The 17,203-nt window shown below is 60.8% G+C and carries 15 protein-coding genes; 5 read left to right on the top strand and 10 right to left on the bottom strand.

Translation table 11 applies throughout. The features are described from left to right. Nucleotides 1-29: 29 nt before the first annotated feature. From purB to AC0ZJQ_RS11140, 5 genes are all read right to left on the bottom strand, one after another. A complete protein-coding gene (purB, locus tag AC0ZJQ_RS11160) occupies nucleotides 30-1,400 on the bottom strand; it encodes an adenylosuccinate lyase (protein WP_155551712.1) in 1,371 nt (456 codons plus the stop codon). A gap of 163 nt (nucleotides 1,401-1,563) precedes the next feature. Next, nucleotides 1,564-2,199, bottom strand: coding sequence for a high frequency lysogenization protein HflD (hflD, locus tag AC0ZJQ_RS11155; RefSeq protein ID WP_102828647.1), 636 nt, complete (start codon nucleotides 2,197-2,199; stop codon nucleotides 1,564-1,566). Then, a complete protein-coding gene (gene mnmA / locus AC0ZJQ_RS11150) occupies nucleotides 2,196-3,326 on the bottom strand; it encodes a tRNA 2-thiouridine(34) synthase MnmA (protein WP_476476667.1) in 1,131 nt (376 codons plus the stop codon). The genes hflD and mnmA overlap by 4 nt, the downstream gene beginning before the upstream one ends. A gap of 72 nt (nucleotides 3,327-3,398) precedes the next feature. Continuing rightward, a complete protein-coding gene (locus tag AC0ZJQ_RS11145) occupies nucleotides 3,399-3,839 on the bottom strand; it encodes an NUDIX hydrolase (protein WP_155551714.1) in 441 nt (146 codons plus the stop codon). A 131-nt stretch (nucleotides 3,840-3,970) separates the two neighbouring features. Then, entirely contained in the window at nucleotides 3,971-6,196 is a 2,226-nt protein-coding gene (locus AC0ZJQ_RS11140) for an NADP-dependent isocitrate dehydrogenase (protein ID WP_155551715.1), read from the bottom strand. 361 nt (nucleotides 6,197-6,557) lie between these two features. Between AC0ZJQ_RS11140 and icd the strand changes: the two genes are divergently transcribed. Beyond that, nucleotides 6,558-7,814 carry an NADP-dependent isocitrate dehydrogenase gene (gene icd, locus AC0ZJQ_RS11135; RefSeq protein ID WP_008570788.1) on the top strand — a complete coding sequence of 419 codons (1,257 nt, stop codon included), beginning with the start codon at nucleotides 6,558-6,560 and terminating at the stop codon, nucleotides 7,812-7,814. Nucleotides 7,815-7,939: 125 nt separating this feature from the next. On the opposite strand, the gene cspD is transcribed toward icd, so the two are convergent. Then, nucleotides 7,940-8,200, bottom strand: a complete 261-nt coding sequence (cspD, locus tag AC0ZJQ_RS11130) for a cold shock domain-containing protein CspD (RefSeq protein WP_008570789.1) — start codon at nucleotides 8,198-8,200, stop codon at nucleotides 7,940-7,942. A gap of 214 nt (nucleotides 8,201-8,414) precedes the next feature. On the opposite strand from cspD, the gene clpS reads away from it, so the two are divergent. Both clpS and clpA read left to right on the top strand, forming a co-directional pair. Further along, a complete protein-coding gene (gene clpS / locus AC0ZJQ_RS11125; RefSeq protein WP_008570790.1) occupies nucleotides 8,415-8,774 on the top strand; it encodes an ATP-dependent Clp protease adapter ClpS in 360 nt (119 codons plus the stop codon). A 28-nt stretch (nucleotides 8,775-8,802) separates the two neighbouring features. Continuing rightward, nucleotides 8,803-11,073, top strand: coding sequence for an ATP-dependent Clp protease ATP-binding subunit ClpA (clpA, locus tag AC0ZJQ_RS11120; protein WP_237263449.1), 2,271 nt, complete (start codon nucleotides 8,803-8,805; stop codon nucleotides 11,071-11,073). Nucleotides 11,074-11,187: 114 nt separating this feature from the next. Here clpA and infA read toward each other — a convergent pair whose 3' ends face one another. From infA to trxB, 4 genes are all read right to left on the bottom strand, one after another. Beyond that, on the bottom strand, nucleotides 11,188-11,406 hold the full coding sequence (gene infA, locus AC0ZJQ_RS11115) for a translation initiation factor IF-1 (protein ID WP_002553999.1): 219 nt from the start codon (nucleotides 11,404-11,406) through the stop codon (nucleotides 11,188-11,190). 99 nt (nucleotides 11,407-11,505) lie between these two features. Next, nucleotides 11,506-12,213, bottom strand: coding sequence for an arginyltransferase (locus tag AC0ZJQ_RS11110; RefSeq protein WP_102828642.1), 708 nt, complete (start codon nucleotides 12,211-12,213; stop codon nucleotides 11,506-11,508). 52 nt (nucleotides 12,214-12,265) lie between these two features. After that, entirely contained in the window at nucleotides 12,266-12,946 is a 681-nt protein-coding gene (gene aat / locus AC0ZJQ_RS11105; RefSeq protein ID WP_155551717.1) for a leucyl/phenylalanyl-tRNA--protein transferase, read from the bottom strand. 36 nt (nucleotides 12,947-12,982) lie between these two features. Further along, nucleotides 12,983-13,930, bottom strand: a complete 948-nt coding sequence (gene trxB / locus AC0ZJQ_RS11100; protein WP_237263450.1) for a thioredoxin-disulfide reductase — start codon at nucleotides 13,928-13,930, stop codon at nucleotides 12,983-12,985. A 161-nt stretch (nucleotides 13,931-14,091) separates the two neighbouring features. Between trxB and ftsK the strand changes: the two genes are divergently transcribed. Both ftsK and lolA read left to right on the top strand, forming a co-directional pair. Then, nucleotides 14,092-16,548 (top strand): DNA translocase FtsK, encoded by a 2,457-nt coding sequence (ftsK, locus tag AC0ZJQ_RS11095; protein ID WP_178091732.1) that lies wholly within the window; start codon nucleotides 14,092-14,094, stop codon nucleotides 16,546-16,548. 17 nt (nucleotides 16,549-16,565) lie between these two features. Beyond that, nucleotides 16,566-17,192 (top strand): outer membrane lipoprotein periplasmic chaperone LolA, encoded by a 627-nt coding sequence (lolA, locus tag AC0ZJQ_RS11090; protein ID WP_008570800.1) that lies wholly within the window; start codon nucleotides 16,566-16,568, stop codon nucleotides 17,190-17,192. Nucleotides 17,193-17,203: the final 11 nt, after the last annotated feature.

The raw sequence follows: 17,203 nt of genomic DNA, 5'->3' as shown, positions 1-17,203 counted from the left end.
GCAGCCGGGCGTGCGTATAGGGAAATCGCTCAGACGCGCTTGGCCTGCTCGCCGGCGTTGCCGATGTAGCTGGCCGGAGTCAGTTTGCGCAGTTCGGCTTTGGCTTCGGCCGGAATCTGCAGCGCGTCGATGAAGGCCAGCAAGGCGTCCGGAGTGATGCCCTTGCCGCGGGTGAGATCCTTGAGTTTTTCGTAGGCGTTTTCCACGGCATAACGACGCATGACGGTCTGCACCGGCTCGGCCAGCACTTCCCAGCAGTTGTCCAGGTCGTCGGCGATGCGCGCAGCGTTCAGCTCCAGCTTGCTGATGCCCTTGAGGCTGGCTTCGTAGGCGATGACGCTGTGGGCGAAGCCCACGCCCAGGTTGCGCAGGACCGTGGAGTCGGTCAGATCGCGCTGCCAGCGGGAGATCGGCAGTTTGCTGGCCAGATGCTGGAGGATGGCGTTGGCGATGCCGAGGTTGCCTTCGGAGTTCTCGAAGTCGATCGGGTTGACCTTGTGCGGCATGGTCGAAGAGCCGATCTCGCCGGCCACGGTCTTCTGCTTGAAGTAACCAAGGGAGATGTAGCCCCAGACATCGCGGTCGAAGTCGATGAGGATGGTATTGAAACGCGCGATGGCGTCGAACAGCTCGGCGATGTAGTCGTGCGGCTCGATCTGGGTGGTGTAGGGGTTCCAGGTCAGGCCCAGGTCCTGCTCGATGAATTCGCGGGCGTTGGCTTCCCAGTCCACCTGCGGATATGCGGACAGGTGCGCGTTGTAGTTGCCCACGGCGCCGTTGATCTTGCCCAGCAGGGGCACTTCGGCGACCTGCTTGATCTGTCGCTCCAGGCGGTACACCACGTTGGCCAGCTCTTTGCCGAGCGTGGTCGGCGAGGCCGGCTGCCCGTGGGTGCGGGAGAGCATCGGCACGTCGGCGAACTTGACGGCCAGCGCGCGAATCGCCTCGGCAATCTGGCGCATCAGCGGCAGCAGTACCTGGTCGCGACCTTCGCGCAGCATCAGCGCATGGGACAGGTTGTTGATGTCCTCGCTGGTGCAGGCGAAGTGAATGAATTCGTTGACGGCGGCCAGTTCCGGCAGCTGCTTGGCCTGCTCCTTGAGCAGGTATTCGACGGCTTTCACGTCGTGATTGGTGGTGCGCTCGAACTCTTTGACGCGCTCGGCATGTTCCAGCTGGAAATTCTCCGCCAGCTTATCCAGCAGCGCGTTGGCTTCGGCAGAGAACGGCGCGACTTCCGGGATACCTGGGTGAGCCGCCAGGCGCTGGAGCCAGCGCACTTCGACCTGGACACGGCAACGGATCAGGCCGAATTCGCTGAAGATCGGGCGCAGGGCGCTGGTTTTGCCGGCGTAGCGGCCATCGACGGGGGAAACCGCCGTGAGCGAGGAAAGCTGCATAGAGGGCATTCTCGGACAGTCGGGCAACGAAAAGGGCGCAGATTATACACGAAAGCGCTGGCCGCCGGACCGCACGCGCGGATGAATGCGCCGGTCCTGAACGACTTTCGTCTGTCGGCGCTGTCGGCAGCGAAACCGCTGCGGTTGGGCGGTTAACGTGCCGTCAGTGGATATCGGTCTGCGAGCGGACCTTGGGATACAACGCATCGAGCAGTTTGCGTCGGCTGATAATCATCTGCCAGCGATGCCCGCCAAGCTGGCGCCACAGGCGGGCCGAGCGGATGCCGGACAGCAGCAGCGCGCGAATTTTCGCGGCGTTGTCCGGCTGCTGCAGGTGGCGCATGTCACCTTGCACCTGAATGCGCTGGCGGAAGGTGCTCAGAGTGTCCTGATACAGGCCGCCGAATGAGGCGATGACATTTTCATGCGTCAGGCCGAAGTGCTCGACCTGTTGCTGGATCTGATCGAGCCGGCTACCGATGACCTGCAGCATGTCGCCACGCTTGTCCAGCTGACGCTCGAGACCGACCATCGCTAGGGCGTAGCGCAGCGGTTCGCGTTGCAGGCTGCTGCTGTCGCGCTCCAGCGCGCCTACCAGGGCGCGATAGCCGTCGCGCAGATTGAGGTCGTCGCCGCCGTAGATTTCCAGCGTCGTCTGCGGGTTGCGTGCCAGCAGACTGCCGAGCATGCAGGCAACCTGTGCGGTGGGAGCCTGGCCAGTGCGGGCGATACGATCGACCAGCACGGCAGCCTCGAAGACGGCGCCGAGCGCGATCAGTTGCTCTTCGACGGCGCTCATGGGTGGGCTCCTTCGAACCAGGGTTCGGCGCGCTCAATCACGCCGCCGCCCAGGCAGATTTCGCCATCGTAGAAGACCACCGACTGGCCAGGGGTCACGGCGCGCTGCGGAGCGTCGAAGACCACCCGGTAGCCCTGTGCAGTTTTCTCCAATGTGCAGCCTTGATCTGCCTGGCGGTAGCGCACCTTGGCGGTCAGTCGGCGCGGGGCGCTGATATCCAGCGGATTGACCCAATAGATTTCCGAGGCGAGCAGGGCGCGGGAAAACAGCCAGGGGTGATCGTTGCCTTGGCCGACGATCATCACGTTGCGTTGCAGATCCTTGCTGAGCACATACCAGGGTTCGTCCGAGGTGTCCTTGAGTCCGCCGATGCCCAGGCCCTGGCGTTGACCGATGGTGTGGTACATCAGGCCGTGGTGGCGGCCGATGACTTCGCCGTCGATGGTTTCGATGTTTCCCGGCTGAGCGGGGAGGTACTGCTTGAGGAAATCGCTGAAACGGCGCTCGCCGATGAAGCAGATGCCGGTGGAATCTTTTTTCTTCGCCGTGGCTAATCCGTATTTCTCGGCGATTGCCCGCACGGCAGGCTTTTCCAGCTCGCCGACGGGGAAGAGTGTCTTGCCCAGTTGTGCGCCGCCGACGGCGTGCAGGAAGTAACTCTGGTCCTTGTTCGGATCCAGGCCCTTGAGCAGCTCGCTGCGTCCGTCCACGTCGCGGCGACGTACATAATGGCCGGTGGCGATCAGGTCGGCGCCGAGCATCAGGGCATAGTCGAGGAACGCCTTGAACTTGATTTCGCGGTTGCAGAGGATATCCGGGTTGGGCGTACGTCCGGCCTTGTACTCGGCGAGGAAGTGCTCGAAGACGTTGTCCCAGTATTCGGCGGCGAAATTGGCGGTGTGCAGCTTGATGCCGATCCTGTCGCAGACGGCCTGCGCGTCGGCGAGATCTTCCTTGGCGGTGCAGTACTCGGTACCGTCGTCTTCCTCCCAGTTCTTCATGAACAGGCCTTCTACCTGATACCCCTGTTCGAGCAGCAGAAGGGCGGAAACGGAGGAGTCTACGCCGCCGGACATGCCGACAATGACGCGGGTGTTTTCCGGGGCGGTGATGGCTGAAGCAGGCATAGGGATTTCGCTGGCAGGATCTGCAAAAAGGACCGGATTCTAACAGGCTGCCGAACACATGTTGAAATCGTGTCAGTCGCGAACGACCTCCAGCGCGTGTACCGGGCCACGCAGATAGTCGTCGATGCAGCGCAGGACGAGTTCACTGCGCCAGCGTCCAGGTTGCGCGGCCAGCTCATCGCGACTGAGCCAGGTGGCCGCTACGATGCCGTCATCCAGCTCGCGTTGCGGATCGTGCCGGATCGCCTTGGCGGTGAAGCAGACGCGTTGGTAGGTCACACCATTGCTCGGTGCGGTGTAGAGATAGATGCCGGTTACACCGGTAAGCTCCACGTCCCAGCCGGTTTCTTCGAGCGTTTCCCGTATCGCGGCCTGGCGCAGGGTTTCGTTGGCCTCCAGATGGCCGGCGGGCTGGTTGAGCACCAGGCGTCCGGCCTTCAGTTCCTCGACGAGAAGGAAGCGACCTGAATCCTCGATGATCGTGGCCACGGTTACATGGGGGCACCAGTCCATAAAAAATTCCTCGTAAGACACTGCGCGAGCGTAACAGTCGCAATAGTCGCTGGCGGGTGTAAAAACGGAAAAACCCCGGCGCGAGGGCCGGGGTTTTCCTTGAGCGGGCCGAGGGCGGCCCGCGCCTTCCTTTAACGCAGCGCAGCGAGCGCGTTGTTGAAGGTCTGGCTCGGACGCATGACCTTGCTGGTCAGCTCCGGGTTGGAGCGGTAGTAGCCGCCGATATCGACCGGCTTGCCTTGCGCGGCGTTGAGTTCGGCAACGATGGTCGCTTCGTTCTCGGTCAGCGTTTTGGCCAGCGGAGCGAAGCGTGCCTGCAGCTCGAGGTCTTCGGTCTGCGCGGCCAGTTCCTGGGCCCAGTACATTGCCAGATAGAAGTGGCTGCCACGGTTGTCCAGCTCACCCGTCTTGCGCGACGGCGACTTGTTGTTGTCGAGCAGTTTGCCGGTCGCTGCATCCAGCGTCTTGCCCAGCAGCTTGGCTTTCGCGTTGTTGGTCTTGATGCCGGTTTCTTCCAGGGAGACCGCCAGCGCCAGGAACTCGCCGAGCGAATCCCAGCGCAGGTGGTTCTCTTCGATCAGCTGCTGCACATGCTTGGGTGCCGAGCCGCCGGCGCCAGTTTCGTACATGCCGCCGCCGGCCATCAGCGGAACGATGGACAGCATCTTGGCCGAAGTGCCCAGTTCCATGATCGGGAACAGGTCGGTCAGGTAGTCACGCAGTACGTTGCCGGTTACCGAGATGGTGTCACGGCCACGAATCATGCGCTCCATGCTGACGCGGATGGCTTCGTTGTAGCCCATGATGCTGATATCCAGGCCGCTGAGGTCGTGCTCTTTCAGATACTTCTCGACCTTCTTCTGCAGTTCGCGGTCGTGGGCGCGCTCCGGGTCGAGCCAGAAGATTGCCGGGGTGTTGGACTGACGGGCGCGGGTAACGGCCAGCTTGACCCAGTCGCGGATCGGCGCGTCCTTGGTCTGGCAGGCGCGCCAGATATCGCCTTTCTCGACTTCGTGCTGCATCAGCACGGTGCCGTCGGCCAGTACGACGCGCATGGTGCCGTCGGCGGTCATCTCGAAGGTCTTGTCGTGCGAGCCGTATTCTTCAGCCTGCTGGGCCATCAGGCCAACGTTCGGCACGCTGCCCATAGTCACCGGATCGAATGCGCCGTTGGTTTTGCAGAAGTTGATCATCTCCTGGTAGATGCGGGCGTAGGTGCTTTCCGGCATTACCGCTTTGGTGTCCTTCTGCTTGCCATCCTTGCCCCACATCTGGCCGGAGTTGCGGATCATGGCCGGCATCGAGGCATCAACGATGACGTCGCTCGGAATGTGGAGGTTGGTAATGCCTTTGACCGAGTCGACCATCGCCATTTCCGGACGGTGGCTGTATACCTCGTGGATGTCGTGCAGGATTTCTTCCTGCTGCGAGGCCGGCAGCGATTTGATCTTGTCGTAGACGCTGCTGATGCCGTTGTTCGGGTTGACGCCCAGTTCGTCGAACAGCTTGCCGTATTTGTCGAACACGTCTTTGTAGTAGACGCTGACGGCGTGGCCGAAGACGATCGGGTGGGAAATCTTCATCATCGTGGCTTTGACGTGCAGGGACCACATCACGCCGGTTTCCTTGCAGTCCTGCAGGGTGTCTTCGAAGAAGTCCCGCAGTTTCTTGCAGCTCATGAACATGCCGTCGAGCACTTCGCCCTCGAGCAGGGAGAGTTGTTTCTTGACCTGAACCTGGCCGTCCTTGCCGACGAACTCAAGGCGCACGTCACCAGCCTTCTCCATCGTGATGGATTTCTCGCTGGAGAAGAAGTCGCCACCGCGCATGTAGTCGGCATGCGACTGCGAAGCCTTGCTCCACTTGCCCATGGAGTGCGGGTGCTTGCGCGCATACGCTTTGACGGCCGCAGGGGCGCGACGGTCGGAGTTGCCTTCACGCAGCACCGGGTTGACGGCGCTGCCGAGCACCTTGCCGTAGCGCGCGCGAATTTCTTTCTCGACGTCGGTCTGCGGATCTTCCGGATAGTTCGGCACGTTGTAGCCGAGTGCCTGTAGCTCAGCGATGGCCGCCTTGAGCTGGGGCACCGAGGCGCTGATGTTCGGCAGTTTGACGATGTTTGCATCCGGCTGCATGGTCAGCTCGGCGAGTGCGGCGAGACTGTCCTCGACACGCTTGTCGGCGTCCAGGTGGTCGGCAAAATTCGCAAGGATGCGCCCTGCAAGAGAGATGTCGCTGGTTTCGACGGCGATGTCTGCGGAGGCGGCGAACGCTTCGACGATAGGCAGAAGCGAGTAGGTGGCGAGAGCAGGGGCTTCGTCGGTGAAGGTGTAGATGATCTTCGAACGGGTGGGCATATCGTGTTGACTCTCTTCTTTGCTGGGCGTGCTCAAATCCTCGAAATGCGCAGGTAGGCGCTATGGCTCTCCGTTTCGTCGAGCCGGAAGTCAAGGGTTCGCCGCGGTGATGTTGGGTGCATCAGTAGAGTGTGGAGCATTTGATCCGTCAGGCCGCGGTAGCAGTGCGACGGCTTCAAGAAGCGGCGTCTCGATCCGGGACAGGCGCTCCTTATGACTCGTTAGTCACCTACGCAGTATACCATCGTGCCGGTACGTCGAAGAATGTCGTCGCATAAGACGAACGAACATGTGGTCTGGCTGGATTCAAGTGGGTTAACCTCGGGCGCTGACCATTGTCAACCACGAAACGGAGTCCAGCATGGGATACCAAAAGATCCAGGTGCCAGCCAGCGGTGACAAAATCACCGTCAATGCCGATAACACTCTGAATGTTCCCGATAACCCGATCATTCCTTACATCGAGGGCGACGGCATTGGTGTCGATATCAGCCCGGTGATGATCAAGGTCGTCGATGCTGCTGTCGAGAAAGCCTATGGCGGAAAGCGCAAGATCGCCTGGATGGAAGTGTTTGCCGGCGAGAAGGCCACCCAGGTTTATGATCAGGATACCTGGCTGCCGAAAGAGACGCTGGAGGCCGTTCGTGACTATGTCGTATCTATCAAGGGGCCGCTGACCACGCCCGTTGGCGGTGGTATCCGTTCGTTGAACGTAGCTCTGCGTCAGGAGCTCGACCTGTACGTCTGTCAGCGTCCGGTACGCTGGTTCACTGGCGTGCCCAGCCCGGTGAAGAAGCCTGGCGACGTCGATATGGTGATCTTCCGTGAGAACTCGGAAGACATCTATGCGGGCGTTGAGTGGAAGGCGGGTTCGCCTGAGTGCGAAAAGGTGATCAAGTTCCTCACCGAGGAAATGGGGGTCAAGAAGATCCGCTTTACCGAGAACTGTGGCATCGGCATCAAGCCGGTATCGCTCGACGGCACCAAGCGTCTGGTTCGCAAAGCCCTGCAGTATGCCGTGGACAACGATCGCAGCTCGGTGACCATCGTCCATAAAGGCAACATCATGAAGTTCACCGAAGGTGCCTTCAAGGAATGGGGCTACGAAGTGGCGCGGGACGAATTCGGCGCCGAACTGCTCGATGGTGGTCCGTGGATGCAGTTCAAGAATCCGAACACTGGCAAAAACATCGTCGTTAAAGACGCGATTGCCGACGCCATGCTGCAGCAGATCCTGTTGCGTCCGGCTGAGTATGACGTGATCGCTACCCTCAACCTTAACGGCGACTATCTATCCGATGCTCTGGCGGCCGAGGTGGGAGGCATCGGTATCGCGCCGGGGGCCAACCTTTCCGACACGGTCGCCATGTTCGAAGCCACCCACGGCACTGCGCCGAAGTATGCAGGTCAGGACAAGGTCAACCCTGGTTCGCTGATCCTCTCCGCAGAGATGATGCTGCGTCACATGGGCTGGGTCGAAGCGGCCGATCTGATCATCAAGGCAACCGAGGGCGCCATTGCTGCGAAAACCGTCACCTACGATTTCGAGCGTCTGATGGAGGGTGCGCAGTTGATGTCCTGCTCGCAGTTCGGCGATGCGATGATCAAGCACATGTAATCAGCCGCCTGAAAAGGCACTCGCTAAACCGGCCGCCTGTGGGCGGGCCCGGTTCAGAGCGAGCTTTCCGATGGCAAAAACAAAAAGGCCGATCATGGATCGGCCTTTTTGCGTTCGGCTGGCGCTCAGGCGTCTACCGGAGTGGCGGCCTGAATTGTCGGAGCTGCGACATCCGCCGACACCTGCTGAGGCCGGATATCTGTTGCGTGAAGGCCCTTCGGACCCTGCAGGATATTGAACATGACTGCTTGCCCAGCTTTGAGTGTCCGATAGCCTTCCATTTGGATGGCGGAGTAGTGGGCGAACAGGTCCTCATCACCGCCGTCTGCTACGATGAAACCGTAACCTTTGGCGTTGTTGAACCACTTGACCTTACCGCTTAGCATGCTGTTGTCCCTCTGCAAAGGAGTCCACTAGTGGAGTAACATCCATTTCATTCCGCGCTTGCAGCCTTGGGCCTTCATTGCGCGCAACCCATTTGCCCGATATAGGCACTTACTGTTTGTATCATCGTTTTGCCGATAGTCAAGGCGACTCGTCAGCTGGCTGTTAGCCCGTTCATTTACCTGGCCTCGGCGCCACGACCAGAACCGTATCCGCATGCGTGCATTTGCTCAGATTCGACTAACATTCAATCAGGATTCCGACCGAGAAGAGGACGATGCTTCCGGCTTGGCCGTGCAGGAAGCCAAGCCGGAATTGAAGGCACCACCGATGTATAAGGTGGTCATGTTCAATGACGACTACACGCCAATGGATTTTGTCGTCGAGGTGCTGGAAGGCATCTTCAATCACAATCGGGAAGTGGCGACGCGGATCATGTTGGCGGTGCACACGGAGGGCCGCGCGGTGTGTGGTACGTACACACGAGATGTGGCTGAAACCAAAGCGCTGCAAGTCAATCAATATGCAAGGGAATGCCAGCACCCGCTGCTTTGTGAGATCGAGAAGGACGGTTAACTCCGATTGCTGGGGAAGAGGTGAAGCTATGTTGAACCGTGAGCTCGAAGTCACTCTGAATCTGGCTTTCAAAGAGGCCCGCGCCAAGCGTCATGAATTCATGACGGTCGAACACCTCCTGTTGGCTTTGCTGGACAACGAAGCAGCCGCAACGGTATTGCGTGCGTGCGGTGCCAGTCTGGACAAGTTGCGGCGTGATCTGCAGGAATTCATTGACTCCACTACGCCCCTGATTCCTCCGCACGATGAGGAGCGGGAGACGCAGCCTACGCTTGGGTTCCAGCGTGTTCTGCAGCGTGCAGTTTTTCATGTTCAAAGTTCCGGCAAGCGCGAAGTCACCGGTGCCAACGTGCTGGTGGCCATCTTCAGCGAGCAGGAAAGTCAGGCGGTATTCCTCCTCAAACAGCAGAATGTGGCCCGCATCGATGTGGTCAATTACATCGCGCACGGAATCTCCAAGGTTCCCGGCAACGCGGGGAATCCTGAGAACGATGCCGAGATGCAGGATGACGAGGGGAGCGATTCGGCCGCCACGAGCAATCCGCTGGATGCCTATGCCAGCAATCTCAATGAGCTAGCGCGCCAGGGGCGGATAGATCCTTTGGTAGGGCGCGAGCATGAGGTCGAGCGCGTCGCGCAGATTCTCGCGCGTCGTCGCAAGAACAATCCGCTGCTGGTAGGTGAGGCCGGCGTCGGTAAAACCGCCATTGCCGAGGGGCTTGCCAAGCGAATCGTCGACAATCAGGTTCCGGACCTGTTGAGCGACAGCGTCGTGTACTCACTCGATCTCGGTGCGCTGCTGGCGGGCACGAAGTATCGCGGTGATTTCGAGAAGCGCTTCAAGGCATTGCTGCACGAACTGCGCAAGCGGCCGCAGGCCATTCTTTTCATCGACGAAATCCACACCATTATTGGCGCCGGAGCGGCATCGGGCGGTGTGATGGATGCGTCCAATCTGCTCAAGCCGCTGCTTTCCTCCGGTGAGATTCGTTGCATTGGCTCGACGACGTTCCAGGAGTTTCGCGGGATCTTCGAGAAGGATCGCGCGCTGGCCCGACGCTTCCAGAAAGTCGATGTGTCGGAGCCCTCGGTGGAAGATACCGTGGGCATCCTGCGCGGCCTGAAGGGGCGTTTTGAGCAGCATCACCACATCGAATACAGCGACGAGGCGCTTCGGGCCGCGGCCGAGCTGGCTTCGCGTTACATCAATGATCGTCATATGCCCGACAAGGCGATCGATGTCGTCGACGAGGCCGGTGCGTTCCAGCGTCTGCAGCCCGAGGAGCGCCGGGTGAAGCTGATCGATGTCCCGCAGATCGAGGACATCGTTGCCAAGATTGCGCGCATTCCTCCGAAGCATGTGAGCAGTTCCGACAAAGAGCTGCTGCGCAACCTGGAGCGTGATCTGAAGCTCACGGTGTTCGGTCAGGATGATGCGATCGATTCGCTCGCAACCGCGATCAAGCTTTCACGTGCAGGGTTGAAGGCGCCTGACAAGCCGGTTGGTTCGTTCCTTTTCGCCGGCCCGACAGGTGTCGGCAAGACCGAGGCAGCCAGGCAGTTGGCTCGGGCGTTGGGGATCGAACTGATTCGATTCGATATGTCTGAGTATATGGAGCGGCATACGGTGTCGCGTCTGATTGGTGCGCCTCCGGGGTATGTCGGTTTCGACCAAGGTGGTTTGCTGACCGAGGCCATTACCAAGCAGCCGCACTGCGTGCTGTTGCTCGACGAGATCGAGAAGGCGCATCCCGAGGTCTTCAATCTGCTGCTGCAGGTCATGGACCACGGCACGCTGACCGACAACAACGGGCGCAAGGCTGATTTCCGCAATGTGATCATCATCATGACCACCAATGCGGGAGCGGAAACCGCTGCACGAGCCTCCATCGGCTTTACCCTGCAGGATCATGCTTCGGATGCGATGGAGGTCATCAAGAAGAGCTTCACGCCAGAATTCCGCAACCGCCTGGATACCATTATCCAGTTCGGTCGGCTGAGCCATGACGTCATCAAGAGCATCGTTGACAAGTTCCTCATCGAGCTGCAGGCGCAACTTGAGGACAAACACGTGACGCTCGAGGTTACCGACGCTGCGCGGGGCTGGTTGGCTGAGCACGGTTACGATGCGCGTATGGGCGCGCGTCCGATGGCTAGGCTGATTCAGGACAAGATCAAGCGCCCGCTGGCGGAGGAGATTCTGTTCGGGGAGTTGGCCGAGCACGGCGGCATCGTGCATGTCGATATGCGTGACGGCGAGCTGTTTTTCGACTTCGAGACGACTGTCGAGCTGGCTTGATCGATAACCTTGGCGAGCGCCTGGCTTCGGCCGGGCGTTTTGCTTTTCGGATTACCGATTGATCTGCAGATACAAAAAAGCCCGGAAAGACCGGGCGTTTTTCTCGCGACTCGCTTAGCGAGCGCGGTAGGTGATGCGCCCCTTGCTCAGATCGTAGGGGGTCAGCTCCACGCGAACCTTGTCACCGGTAAGAATCCGGATGTAGTTCTTGCGCATCTTTCCGGAGATGTGCGCAGTAACGACGTGCCCATTTTCCAACTCCACGCGAAACATGGTGTTAGGTAGGGTGTCGACGACAGTACCTTCCATTTCGAAGCTGTCTTCTTTCGACATTCAGTAAAGTCCTCGATATATCAAGAAGAGCCCGGTGCAAGCACGCCCAGGCAAAAGCGGCAAGCATTGTGCCCGAAATGGCAGGATGAGCCAAGGGCTTCAGCTGAGCGTCACCCAGCGCTGGTTGACCAGCAGCTCGATGGGGCGGTACTCGGTCTTGTAATTCATCTTGCGGCAGTTCTTGATCCAGTAGCCCAGATAGACCGCTTTCAGCCCGAGGCGAGCCGCTTCGCCGATCTGCCAGAGGATGGCATAGCGGCCGAGGCTGCGCCGTTCGTCCGAGGCATCGTAGAACGTGTACACCGCCGACAGGCCGTTAGGCAGCACGTCGGTGACTGCCAGGGCCTTCAGGAGGCCATCGAGACGAAACTCATAGAAGCGGCAGAACGACAGGTCGCGAACGAGAAACGTGTTGAACTGATCGCGGCTCGGGGGGTACATGTCGCCGTCGGCGTGGCGTTTCTCGATATAGCTGGCGTAAAGCGCGTAATACTCTTCGGTGAACGCCGGCTTGACGGGCCTGACCTGCAGGTCGGCGTTTCGCTTGAGGATGCGCCTCTGCTGACGGCTCAGATTGATGCCTGTGGCCGGAATGCGTGCCGGAATACAGGCCGAGCAGCGCTGGCAGTGAGGGCGATACAGGTGATCGCCGCTGCGCCGAAAGCCCATCTCCGAGAGTTCTGCGTAGACCTGCACATCCATGGGCTGGCTGGGGTCGAGAAACAGCGTGGTTGCCTGCTCGTCGGGCAGGTAACTGCAGGGGTGCGGCTGGGTCGCATAGAACTTGAGGCGGGCCAGGGAAGTCATGGTCAACTCTCGCAAATCTTGCGATCAGTGTAGGTCAGCTTGTCATGGCCGACTAGGCGCTCCAGTCGGCTTGGCTGGGCTGATCGATATATGTCGCGAGCGCCTGCGCAAACGTCGCGCGCGGTATTGCTCTGGCACCGAAACTGGCCAGATGCTGTGTTGGCATCTGGCAATCGATCAGTTCGAAACCCCAGTCGCGCAAATGCTCGACCAGGGTCGCGAAGCCCACTTTCGAGGCGTCCGTGGCGCGGCTGAACATGGACTCACCGAAGAACAGGCGACCAAGGGCCAATCCATAGAGCCCGCCGACCAGTTCGTCGTTGCGCCAGACCTCCACGGAGTGTGCAACGCCCATGTCATGGAGTTCGCAATAGGCGAGTTGCATCTCGCGGGTGATCCAGGTGCCGTCGGCGTAGCTGCGCGGCGCGGCGCAGTTTTCGATCACCGCGCGAAACGCCCGGTCGAAGGTGACGCGATAGGTGCCCTGGCGCATGCGCTTGCGCAGGCTCCGCGAAATATGCAGTTCGTGCGGATAAAGCACGGTTCGCGGGTCGGGAGACCACCACAGCAGCGGCTGACCCTGTTGATACCAGGGAAAGCAGCCGTGACGATACGCGGCGAGCAGGCGTTGCGGGCTCAGATCGCCGCCGGCCGCCAGCAAGCCGTTGGGTTCACGCAGCGCCTTTTCCAGTGGGGGGAAGGCGAGTGAATCGCGTTGCAGCCAAGTCAGCATAGGGGGAGAGGGCGGGGCGAAAGCCCCGCCGAAGGGTCAATTGTCGAGGTATTTTTCGGCGTCCAGCGCGGCCATGCAGCCAGCGCCGGCAGAAGTGATCGCCTGGCGGTAGACATGATCGGCCACGTCGCCGGCGGCGAACACGCCGGGAATGCTGGTGCAGGTGGCGTCACCGTCACCGCCGCCCTTGATCTTCAGGTAGCCGTCCTTCATGTCGAGCTGTCCCTGGAACAGATCGGTGTTGGGCTTGTGGCCGATGGCGATGAACACGCCAGTCAGATCGAGCGTTGATTCCTCACTGGACAGCGTGTTCTTCAGGCGTACGCCAGTGACGCCGCTGGCATCGCCCAGAACTTCCTCGAGGGTATGGTTCCAGTGCAGGCGGATATTGCCGTTGGCGGCCTTCTCCATGATCTTGTCCTGCAGGATCTTCTCCGAGCGCAGCTTATCCCGGCGGTGGATCAGGTGGACTTCCTTGGCGATATTCGACAGGTACAACGCCTCTTCGACGGCGGTATTACCACCGCCGATCACGGCGACCACCTGATTGCGATAGAAGAAGCCGTCGCAGGTCGCGCAAGCGGATACGCCGCGCCCGGAGAAGGCTTCTTCGGAGGGAAGGCCGAGATACTGCGCGGAAGCGCCCGTGGCGATGATCAGCGCATCGCAGGTATAGGTGCCGCTGTCACCCTTGAGCGTGAACGGACGTTGCTGCAACTGTGCGGTATGGATGTGATCGAAGACGACCTCGGTGTCGAAGCGCTCGGCGTGCTTCTGCATACGAACCATCAGGTCCGGCCCGGTGAGGCCCTCGACATCACCGGGCCAGTTGTCGACTTCGGTGGTGGTCGTCAGCTGGCCGCCGGGCTGGATGCCGGTGATCATCAGCGGCTTCAGGTTGGCGCGCGCGGCGTACACCGCGGCGGTATATCCGGCAGGGCCCGAGCCGAGAATGATCAGACGCGAATGCTTGACTTCACCCATAAAAAGCCCTCATAAGCCTTTGTTGCGAATAGAGAAGCGTGCTCCAGTCGAGCCGCGCTGCGAAAACCGGCGTTTATGCTACACCGAAGCATCGCCAAAAGCCCAAGCCGACGCGGAACCGGCATGCGATCGAACCGACAAACCCGTACAATGCCGAGGTTCTGGCTGACTACGGTTCATCGAGGCGCCGCAGGCGCAGGAAATACAGCGTTTTGAAGAATTCCTCCTCTACTGCGCCAGCAGTCGTCTGGCGCCAGCAGTTGCATTACCGCCTGAAGGAGGGCGCACTGATCGCCCTGGGTGCCCTGTGTGCCTACCTCTGGATGGCGTTGCTCACCTACGATCCGTCCGATCCGGGCTGGACCCACACCAGCAATGTTCAGCAGGTGCAGAACGCCGCCGGCCGAGCCGGTGCGTGGTTCGCCGATGTGCTGTTCATGGTGCTGGGCTACTTCGCCTATGTGTTCCCGTTGTTGCTGGGAGTGAAAACCTGGCAGGTGTTCCGCGCGCGCCATGAGGCCTGGCGGTGGAATGGCTGGCTGTTTTCCTGGCGGTTGATCGGCCTGGTAATTCTGATCCTTTCCGGCTCCGCGTTGGCCTATATTCATTTCCAGTCAGCCGAAGGGCTGCCGGCCTCATCCGGGGGCGCGCTGGGCGAAAGTCTGGGGCAGTTCGCGGTTCTCTCGCTGAACGTGCAGGGCAGCACGCTCGCTCTGCTGGCGTTGTTCCTGTTCGGTCTGACCGTCTTTACCGATCTGTCGTGGTTCAAGGTCATGGACCTGACCGGCAAGATCACGCTGGATCTCATCGAACTGATCCAGAGCTTCTTCAGCCGCTGGTGGAACGCCCGCGCCGAACGCAAGCAGCTGGTCGCGCAGTTGCGCGAGGTCGACGACGTGGTGAGCGAAGTGGCCGCGCCGATGGTTCGCGACCGCCGCGAGCAGGCCAAGGTCAAGGAACGCATCATCGAGCGTGACGAGGCGCTGGCTCGGCACATGAGCGAGCGCGACAAGCGCGTCGCGCCGGTGATTGCACCGCCACCGCCGCCGAAAGCCTCCGAGCCGAGCAAGCGCGTGCTCAAGGAAAAGCAGGCCACGCTGTTCGTCGATCCACTGGTCGAAGGCAGTTTGCCGCCGATCTCGCTGCTCGACGCGGCCGAGAAGCAGCAGAAGCAGTACTCGCCGGAATCCCTTGAAGCGATGTCGCGGCTGCTGGAGATCAAGCTCAAGGAATTCGGCGTCGAGGTGGTCGTCGAGTCCGTGCATCCGGGGCCGGTGATCACTCGCTTCGAAATTCAGCCGGCGGCGGGCGTCAAGGTCAGTCGTATCTCCAACCTGGCCAAGGACCTGGCGCGCTCGCTGGCGGTGATCAGCGTGCGGGTGGTGGAAGTGATTCCCGGCAAGACCACCGTCGGCATCGAGATTCCCAACGAGGACCGCCAGATCGTGCGCTTCTCCGAGGTGCTGTCGTCGGCGCCGTATGACGACGCCAAGTCGCCCGTCACGCTGGCGCTCGGCCACGATATCGGCGGTAAGCCGGTGATCGCCGATCTGGCAAAGATGCCGCACCTGCTGGTGGCCGGTACTACTGGCTCCGGTAAGTCGGTAGGGGTCAACGCGATGATCCTGTCGATCCTGTTCAAGTCCACGCCCGAGGAGGCGCGGCTGATCATGATCGATCCGAAGATGCTCGAGCTGTCGATCTACGAGGGTATCCCGCACTTGCTCTGCCCGGTGGTCACCGACATGAAGGAGGCCGCCAATGCGTTGCGCTGGAGCGTCGCCGAGATGGAGCGGCGCTACAAGCTGATGGCGGCGATGGGTGTGCGTAACCTGGCCGGCTTCAATCGCAAGATCAAGGAAGCCGAGGAAGCGGGTACACCGCTGACCGATCCGCTGTTCCGCCGCGAGAGCATGGACGACCAGCCGCCGCTGCTGAAGGCGCTGCCGACCATCGTCGTGGTCGTCGACGAATTCGCCGACATGATGATGATCGTCGGCAAGAAGGTCGAAGAGCTGATCGCGCGTATCGCCCAGAAGGCGCGTGCGGCGGGCATCCACCTGATCCTCGCCACCCAGCGGCCGTCGGTCGACGTGATCACCGGCCTGATCAAGGCGAACATTCCGACCCGCATGGCGTTTCAGGTCTCGAGCAAGATCGACTCGCGCACCATTCTCGACCAGGGCGGCGCCGAACAACTGCTCGGCCACGGCGACATGCTCTACCTGCCGCCGGGCACCGGCCTGCCGATCCGCGTGCATGGCGCCTTCGTCTCCGACGACGAAGTGCACCGTGTGGTCGAAGCCTGGAAGGCCCGTGGCGCACCGGATTACATCGAAGAAATCCTCGTTGGCGTGGAAGAATCCGGCAGTGGCTTCGACGGCGGAGCAGGCGAGGGCGGTGGCGAAGGCAGCGAGGAGGACCCGCTGTACGACGAGGCCGTGCGCTTCGTTACCGAAAGCCGCCGCGCGTCGATTTCCGCCGTGCAGCGCAAATTGAAGATCGGTTACAACCGCGCCGCGCGAATGATCGAGGCCATGGAAATGGCCGGCGTGGTGACTTCCATGAACACCAATGGCTCGCGCGAAGTCATCGCGCCGCCACCTATGCGCGATTGACTCGCTTCGAGGGCTTCATGCAATTGATCCGTTTGCTGTGTGCATCCGTCCTGCTGGTCGCGCTGGCCCCAGCGCATGCCGACCAGGCTGCATCGACCAAGCGACTCACCGGGCTGCTCAGCCAGGCCGAGACTCTGACCGGGCGCTTCTCCCAGCTGTCACTCGATGGTAGCGGCACCCAACTGCAGGAAACCTCCGGCGAGCTGGCGCTCAAGCGCCCCGGACAGTTTCGCTGGCATACCGACGCGCCGATGGAGCAGCTGCTGGTCTCCAACGGCGAAAAGGTCTGGCTGTATGACCCGGACCTGGAGCAGGTCACCATCCAGAAGCTCGACCAGCGCCTGACCCATACGCCGGCGCTGCTGCTGTCGGGCGACGTATCGACCATCAGCGAGAACTTCGAGGTCTCCCACAAGGAGGCGGGCGATGTCGTCGACTTCACGCTCAAGCCCAAGGCCAAGGACACGCTGTTCGACAACCTGCGCCTGTCGTTCCGCGGCGGAGTGATCAACGACATGCAGCTGATCGACAGTGTCGGCCAGCGCACCAACATCCTGTTCATGGGCGTGAAGATGAACCAGCCGCTGAAGGCCGATCTGTTCACCTTCGAGATTCCCGAAGGCGCCGACGTCATTTCCGAGTGACCGGTCGTTCC

The organism is Stutzerimonas sp. 21-1 (assembly GCF_056336065.1).
The sequence above is the reverse complement of the archived record's forward strand: the minus strand, read 5'-3'. Positions and strand labels throughout refer to the sequence as shown.

Coding starts and splice junctions, on each gene's coding strand:
- AC0ZJQ_RS11145 (WP_155551714.1), bottom strand. CDS start 3,839: ATGGACTGGTGCCCCCATGTAACCGTGGCCACGATCATCGAGGATTCA.
- purB (WP_155551712.1), bottom strand. CDS start 1,400: ATGCAGCTTTCCTCGCTCACGGCGGTTTCCCCCGTCGATGGCCGCTAC.
- lolA (WP_008570800.1), top strand. CDS start 16,566: ATGCAATTGATCCGTTTGCTGTGTGCATCCGTCCTGCTGGTCGCGCTG.
- clpA (WP_237263449.1), top strand. CDS start 8,803: ATGTTGAACCGTGAGCTCGAAGTCACTCTGAATCTGGCTTTCAAAGAG.
- infA (WP_002553999.1), bottom strand. CDS start 11,406: ATGTCGAAAGAAGACAGCTTCGAAATGGAAGGTACTGTCGTCGACACC.
- trxB (WP_237263450.1), bottom strand. CDS start 13,930: ATGGGTGAAGTCAAGCATTCGCGTCTGATCATTCTCGGCTCGGGCCCT.
- AC0ZJQ_RS11140 (WP_155551715.1), bottom strand. CDS start 6,196: ATGCCCACCCGTTCGAAGATCATCTACACCTTCACCGACGAAGCCCCT.
- clpS (WP_008570790.1), top strand. CDS start 8,415: ATGCGTGCATTTGCTCAGATTCGACTAACATTCAATCAGGATTCCGAC.
- icd (WP_008570788.1), top strand. CDS start 6,558: ATGGGATACCAAAAGATCCAGGTGCCAGCCAGCGGTGACAAAATCACC.
- AC0ZJQ_RS11110 (WP_102828642.1), bottom strand. CDS start 12,213: ATGACTTCCCTGGCCCGCCTCAAGTTCTATGCGACCCAGCCGCACCCC.
- mnmA (WP_476476667.1), bottom strand. CDS start 3,326: ATGCCTGCTTCAGCCATCACCGCCCCGGAAAACACCCGCGTCATTGTC.
- aat (WP_155551717.1), bottom strand. CDS start 12,946: ATGCTGACTTGGCTGCAACGCGATTCACTCGCCTTCCCCCCACTGGAA.
- cspD (WP_008570789.1), bottom strand. CDS start 8,200: ATGCTAAGCGGTAAGGTCAAGTGGTTCAACAACGCCAAAGGTTACGGT.
- hflD (WP_102828647.1), bottom strand. CDS start 2,199: ATGAGCGCCGTCGAAGAGCAACTGATCGCGCTCGGCGCCGTCTTCGAG.